5 protein-coding genes are annotated in these 6679 nt (G+C 39.9%); 2 read left to right on the top strand and 3 right to left on the bottom strand.

Going from position 1 to position 6679, the window contains the following annotated elements; genetic code table 11:
• The first annotated feature begins 134 nt into the window (after positions 1-134).
• The gene (smrA, locus tag CWB77_RS01085; RefSeq protein WP_109875552.1) at positions 135-716 is read left to right on the top strand and encodes a DNA endonuclease SmrA; all 582 of its coding nucleotides are present in this window, start codon (positions 135-137) and stop codon (positions 714-716) included.
• Positions 717-973: 257 nt separating this feature from the next.
• Here the strand turns inward: smrA and CWB77_RS01080 are convergent, their stop codons facing one another.
• Positions 974-1894 carry a 2-hydroxyacid dehydrogenase gene (locus CWB77_RS01080; RefSeq protein WP_075170610.1) on the bottom strand — a complete coding sequence of 307 codons (921 nt, stop codon included), beginning with the start codon at positions 1892-1894 and terminating at the stop codon, positions 974-976.
• A 159-nt stretch (positions 1895-2053) separates the two neighbouring features.
• Here CWB77_RS01080 and olsF point away from each other — a divergent pair, with 159 nt between their 5' ends.
• Positions 2054-3784, top strand: a complete 1731-nt coding sequence (gene olsF / locus CWB77_RS01075) for a bifunctional ornithine lipid synthase OlsF (RefSeq protein ID WP_075170611.1) — start codon at positions 2054-2056, stop codon at positions 3782-3784.
• Between the two features lie 67 nt (positions 3785-3851).
• Here olsF and dapE read toward each other — a convergent pair whose 3' ends face one another.
• Positions 3852-5042 (bottom strand): succinyl-diaminopimelate desuccinylase, encoded by a 1191-nt coding sequence (dapE, locus tag CWB77_RS01070; RefSeq protein ID WP_138620941.1) that lies wholly within the window; start codon positions 5040-5042, stop codon positions 3852-3854.
• Between the two features lie 71 nt (positions 5043-5113).
• Positions 5114-6532 carry an MATE family efflux transporter gene (locus CWB77_RS01065; protein WP_054202105.1) on the bottom strand — a complete coding sequence of 473 codons (1419 nt, stop codon included), beginning with the start codon at positions 6530-6532 and terminating at the stop codon, positions 5114-5116.
• Between the last annotated feature and the right edge of the window lie 147 nt (positions 6533-6679).

Here is a 6679-nt window from a genome sequence, read left to right as displayed (position 1 = left end):
AATTACTCTTTGTTGCTCGGTTTTTACTTAGCCCACTAGGTTACAAACCTCGCGCCGCGATTAAACCGCCCCTAGTTTGAACAAATTTCAATCCGCAAAGGTCAACAGACCCTTGCCTAATTTGAGATAAGCCCATGCCGTTGTCAGATTTCGATTTATTCTTATCCTCTATGGAAGATGTTACCCCTATCAATCACGACACCGTGACATTACCATCTAAAAGCCATAAAACGGTTATCGCACAGCAAGAAAAAAACAAAGCTGCACAATTAAACTTAAACAGTGAACAATTTAATCCGTTAGATGAACCACTTGAATTGCTCGACCCACTCGCCATATTAAGCTTTAAACGAGATGGCGTGCAAAGCCCGGTTTTTAAAAACGTAAGACTAGCTAAATATCAGCTCGATGCGACATTAGATTTACACGGGCAACTTTTAAAAAATGCCCATGATTCGTTGCAGGCCTTTATTAAAGATTGCCACCAGCGCAATATAAGAATGGTTCTTGTTCGTCATGGAATAGGAATTAAAAATAAAGCCAAACCGGGTATTTTAAAAAGTTACGTAAACCAGTGGTTGCAAACTATTCCCTGTGTTTTAGCATTTCATACTGCACTCAGGCAGCATGGAGGAAGTGGTGCGACGTATGTCTTACTGAAGAAGAGTGATGATAAGAAGCATCAAAACCGAGAAATCCACAGCAAGCGTAGCTAATTCCTACTGTGGTAATAAGAGTTAGTTGAGCAGCACTGTCGCATTGGCTTGGTTAAACCAAGCAGATATTCCTAATATAATGATAGATACAACCACAATGCTGATTTTTGCGCCCCCTTGACTGGGTTTCATAATTCATCCTATTTATTATTATTGTTAGAACGGCTTTTAACAATAATAAAAATTACAAATGTTAACAAGCTGTTTCTGTTAAAAGTTAAACAAATTTTAATGCTTTAAAGTCAAACAACTCTAAACTAATAACCTTGCTGCTTATTAATGCAATTAATTAATGGCTGTCTCGCTTTTAAGCGCAAAATATTATCTGCTATTTGTTCAACAACACTATCTAGATCTGACAACGCAGCACAATGCGGCGTTAAAGTAATATTTGGGTGCTGCCAATAAGGGTGTTCGCTTGGTAGTGGCTCACTGGCAAATACATCAAGCGTTGCTGCTCGTAAACGTGCGTTGTTGAGCGCATCGAGCAAATCAGCTTCAACAACATGCTCACCTCGGGCCACATTAATTAACACGGCGTGCTCAGGAAGTTGCTTAAGCAACTGTTGATTAATAATACCTTTGGTATTGCTAGTAAGTGGCAATAGACAGATTAAATAATCTGTATTCACTAACATATCATTTAGTCCCTGATCACCATGGTAGAGTGTTGCTATGGTTGATGTTTTAGGGCTTCGGCTCCAAGCATTAACTTTAAAACCATTATTAGTCAACCTGTAGGCACAAGCTTGGCCTAATTCGCCAAACCCTAAAATACTGACTCGATCGTGCCTATACGCTCTTTTGGGCTTCCATTCACTTTGCTGTTGTTTTAAGAAATATTCTTTTAATCGCAATTTTTGCGCTAATACATGGGTAAGAACATATTCAGCCATGTCGTTGGCTAACTGTTTATCGACAATGCGCACTACTTCAACATGTGCAGGTAGTAAACTTAAATCGATACTATCAACCCCAGCACCAAACGATGACACCGCTTTCAAATTTATCAACTTTGGCCATAAAGACGCGGGTGCATTCCAAGCCAGTACAAATTCCACACTTGCAAAATCTTGGCAATCATCAAGCTGCTCAATTTGAATATTGGGTAATTGTGATTGCATTTTTGCAATTAATTTTGTGTTATCTCGACCGGTAATCGCGACTAAAACTGACATGATGATTCCTTAAAAAGTAACCGTAAATAGTAGTACTGGTATGGTTTAATTCAATAGTAAGTAAACGGTTTTAAAAAGTCACACAACTGACCGCGTATTGTCATATCCGCACTCTAAGCTAAACATATTGGCCTTAGCCTAGTATAAAAAGAGGTGCGTATGATCAGTGTAGATAAAGTAATAGCAACCAATTTACCACAGTTAACTAACTCATTTAAAATAAAAAAACTGGTAAAAAAAAGTCTTAGCTACTTATTACATGAACAAGAATTTACAAACTTTGCAACTGCCTATCCCCACCTTCAAGGAATAGAATTTGTAGAGCAAGTACTTGATGAACTTGATTTTGAAACTCGTTATAAAGCTAAGCAAATAGAAAATATTCCCAGTGAAGGAAAAATTGTCATTATTGCAAACCACCCTATCGGCTCCTTAGATGCGCTTGCATTAATTAATGTGTTATCAACGGTAAGAGCCGATTTAAAAGTGGTGGCTAACCGTATGTTAATGACCGTTGACGCCATGCATTCGTTATTACTACCCGTTGATAACCTATCAGGGCAAAGTAAAAAACAAGAGCTGAGTAATATCCACCAGCACTTAAAAAATGAAGGAGCGTTACTTATTTTCCCTGCCGGTGAAGTTTCTCGACTTCGTCCTACGGGTATAAAAGACTGCAAATGGAACAGTGGCTTTTTACGCATTGCAAAAAAGGCTAACAGCCCTATTTTGCCTATCTATATTAAAGCCAGAAATAGCCCGCTGTTTTACGGCGCATCAATGCTTTATAAACCACTGGCTAGCTTGTTACTGGTAAAAGAAATGTTTAAGCAACGTCAAAAATCACTCGAGTTTGAAATTGGCGCTTCCATTGCTCCTGAGTCTTATTTAATCCCAGACTTAAAAGACAAAGAAGTGGTTGAGCTAATCCGTAAGCAACTATACCGTTTAACCACAAAAAAAACGCTACCATTAAAAACTCATGCTCCAATTGCCTCTCCTGAATGTAAAAAAGAATTAAAAAAAGCCATAGAATGCTGCGAACATTTAGGTAAAACCAGTGATGGCATGGTGATTTATTTGTACCAATACCAAGGAAGCTCTCCCTTATTTCGTGAACTGGGCCGCTTACGAGAAATCGCTTTTCGGGCTGTAGGTGAAGGTAGTGGAAACCGCCGAGACATAGATAAATACGATATGCACTATCAGCACTTAGTATTGTGGGATGAACATGCACTAGAGTTGGTGGGTGCTTACCGATTAGCTTGTGCACAGGATGTGATTGAACAACACTCACAAAGTGGGCTTTATACCGATAGCCTATTTAATTATACACAAGATATGAATCCTTATTTTAAACAAGGCATAGAGCTAGGCCGAAGCTTTGTACAACCTAAATATTGGGGCAGAAAAAGTCTCGACTACTTATGGTATGGTATTGGCGCTTTTATAAATCGCTACCCTCAATACCGTTACTTATTTGGTGCGGTGAGTGTGTCAAACGCACTACCTGAGCAGGCAAAGTCTTTATTAGTGCATTATTATCAGCACTATTATGGCTGTGAAAAATCACTCGCAACGCCTAACAATGCTTTTCGTCACACACCTGATCAGCAAACTCAGTGCACTAACTTGTTCGAGGGTAATAATATAAAAGAAGATTTTGTAGAGCTTAAACACATACTCGCTAACATGGGCACGCATGTACCCACACTATTTAAACAATATACAGAGCTATGCGAACCAAATGGTGTTAAATTTTTAAGCTTTAGTATTGATCCACAATTCAATAATTGTATTGATGGCCTAGTATTGGTTGATCTTGAAAAAGTAAAACCAAGCAAAGCAAAGCGCTACTTGGGTACTGATAAATCAGCATCAGCAAGTTAAAGCGTTAACCCTTAATCGAATAACTATTAAAGCGGCATTAAGCGGCGCTTTAATAGTTATTAATACTTCAAGGCTGAGTAAAAATACCATCGAGTAATTGCGTATAAATCTTTTCTATTTCTAACAAGTCGCAAATCGGTACATGTTCATTAACCTGATGAATACTATGGTTTCGTACCCCACACTCTATGACTTGTGTTTTTTGCTGTGCAAAAAATCGTCCGTCCGACGTCCCACCACTGGTGCTTAATAAAGGATAATTCCCCGTCACTTTAAAAATTGCCTGCTCTAACTGAGCGAGTAAGCAACTCTCAATCTTATGGCTTGTATAATAGGGTTCACATGGACGCTCCCACTGTATAACCAAATGCTCGCTGAAATCCTTCAGTGCAGCAAACACACGTTGCTTAACATGTTTACTTTTATACCCATGGCTATAGCGAATATTAAAAGTAATATCACACTGAGCTGGCACGAGGTTATCTAGCACATTATCAATATTAATACCGGTGACTTGCAGCGTTGTTTTTGAACTAAGTTCATCTAAAGGCCAGTCTATTTTTGTGAGCCTGTTAACCACTTCAGCACTGATGTGCGCAGCATTAATGGTATTCTCAGGATAGGCTACATGCCCAGCCTTTCCTTGAATAGCTAATCTCGCAGATAAGGCTCCACGTCGACCATTTTTTATAGTGTCACCTACCTGCAGGTGGCTGGTTGGCTCACCAACAATACAGCCATCAAGTACAACGCCCTGTTGTGCTAATCGCTTGGCAATCAACACAGAGCCATGCTCCGCCTCACCTTCTTCATCTGAGGTGATCAGCCAAAATAATGTTCCCTGCTTTTGCTGCGCGCTGTTTATTAACGTCTGCGTTGCACTAAGCATCGCGGCAATGCCTCCTTTCATATCGGCGGCACCACGCCCATAAATTGCATCGTTAATTATGTGTCCACCAAACGGATCGGCTAACCAGCCACCTTGCGTTGCGGGTACCACATCAATATGCCCAGAAAATGCCACCACGGGGCCTGCCCCAAAGGTTATTTTTGCAATTAAGTTTGTCACATTATTAGAACTAAATTGCTCTGTACTAAAGCCTAACTCAGTAAGGTAGTTCGCAAGCCACTCAATGCCACCAGCTGGATTAGGAGTAATCGATTTAAATCTGATCAGAGTTTGTAAGTGACTCACTGTTTTTAACTGTGCAATAGTTAAGTACGGCGCTTGTGCTTTTGTATTGATAGCTTTTGTCATAATAAACACACCTCGTTTTAGCAGTGTATTTATTACAACGACTTTTTATGACCGCATTATGAATTTACTAGCTAACGTGCGCCCTCTTCTATTAATGTTTCTCGTGTAACCTGTACTATGTGCTTATCTTCTTTAGTTAACTTGGTTTTTTTCCAAGAGCCACGCATAAACCATGCAAATGCTATCAATGCGATGGTTATGTTAGTAATTGCAAAAGAATACCAAATGCCTTGATCGCCAAGCTCAGTATGATTAGAAAGAATATAAGCGGCAGGGAACTGCACTACACATTGTGATAATAACGCGATAACCATTGCATTGAGCATATTACCTGAGGCACGAAAAGCAGCAACAATACAAAGTTGCACCCCTATTCCACCCCAACTTAAGCACATTACTTGAATAAACTGCGCCCCATTAGTAATAACGTCATTATCGTCAGGAATAAAAAATGCAACTAATGAATCTGCATATAAATATGCAATGGCGCCAACACATGAGAGCCCTAACAAGCCCCATACACTAGCAAGTTTAGTGATCTGCTCAGCCCGCTTGATATTACCAGCCCCCATATTTTGCCCAACCAAGGTTGATACCGCCATTGATAAGCCCATAGCGGGGATCATTACCATTTGCAAAATATTAGAGCCAACACCATAAGCAGCAATTGTCGTAGTACCAAAGCTGGCAACTAGAAATGACATGATGATCAAACCAAATGCACGTGTCGATAATTCAATAGAGCCAGGCGCTCCCAAGAAAAAAGCGCGCTTAATATAGTGCCAGTCGGGGTAAAAGCTTTTAAGCTGTAATTGAATACCATGTCGACCACGTAAAAATATAATGATGCCCGCAAGCGCCGCTAAGCTCTGTGTAACCAATGTTGCTAGCGCAGCGCCCATCACACCAAGCCCCTCAAAACGACCATAGCCAAATATGAATAACGGATCGAGTATAAAATTAAGTAACACGGTTGTGCTGACTATAATTAACGGCACCTTCGTTTGCCCTATACCCCGCATCAGCGATTGAAACATGGCATAAATAAACACAAAAATAACGCCAATAAAAGATACATGCATAAACTTAAGTGCATCACTATATACGGCTGCTTCAACCCCCAGTAAGGTTAAAAAATAAGGTGATAATGCATAGCCTAGTAACCCAAGTAATAGTGCAACTAATGTCACCATTAACACCGTTTGCGCGGCAACATGGTTGACCTTATCTTGTTGTCCCGCCCCCATGTATTGGGCCGATAAAATCGCCCCAGCCATAGCAAATCCTGAACCTATCGCAATAACTAAAAATGTGACAGGCATACTAATCGATACAGCAGCCACTTGCGCAGCCCCTAACCGGCCAACCCAAAAAGCATCTGTAAGCTGATAAGCAGACTGCAAAATATTAATGAGGACAATAGGAATGCCTAATTTTAATAGCGCTTTGGCAATAGAGCCTTGAAGAAATAGTTGACCAGAGGGAGTCATGAGGCCGCTTACTTTTATTAAACCGTGAACATAGCCTTAGTTTAACAAAACTAGCTGATTATATTCTGAATACTTCGTTTACGGCCGGTATTTAAGTGATCAGTCAATAATTTTTGAGCACTAAGTAAGTAAAAGTTTAATCTAAAT

Origin of the sequence: Pseudoalteromonas sp. S1610 (genome assembly GCF_005887465.1) — a bacterium.
Classification (GTDB): Bacteria; Pseudomonadota; Gammaproteobacteria; order Enterobacterales; family Alteromonadaceae; genus Pseudoalteromonas; species Pseudoalteromonas undina.
This window is presented reverse-complemented; position numbering and strand designations above follow the sequence as displayed.

Coding starts and splice junctions, on each gene's coding strand:
- smrA (WP_109875552.1), top strand. CDS start 135: ATGCCGTTGTCAGATTTCGATTTATTCTTATCCTCTATGGAAGATGTT.
- CWB77_RS01080 (WP_075170610.1), bottom strand. CDS start 1,894: ATGTCAGTTTTAGTCGCGATTACCGGTCGAGATAACACAAAATTAATT.
- olsF (WP_075170611.1), top strand. CDS start 2,054: ATGATCAGTGTAGATAAAGTAATAGCAACCAATTTACCACAGTTAACT.
- dapE (WP_138620941.1), bottom strand. CDS start 5,042: ATGACAAAAGCTATCAATACAAAAGCACAAGCGCCGTACTTAACTATT.
- CWB77_RS01065 (WP_054202105.1), bottom strand. CDS start 6,532: ATGACTCCCTCTGGTCAACTATTTCTTCAAGGCTCTATTGCCAAAGCG.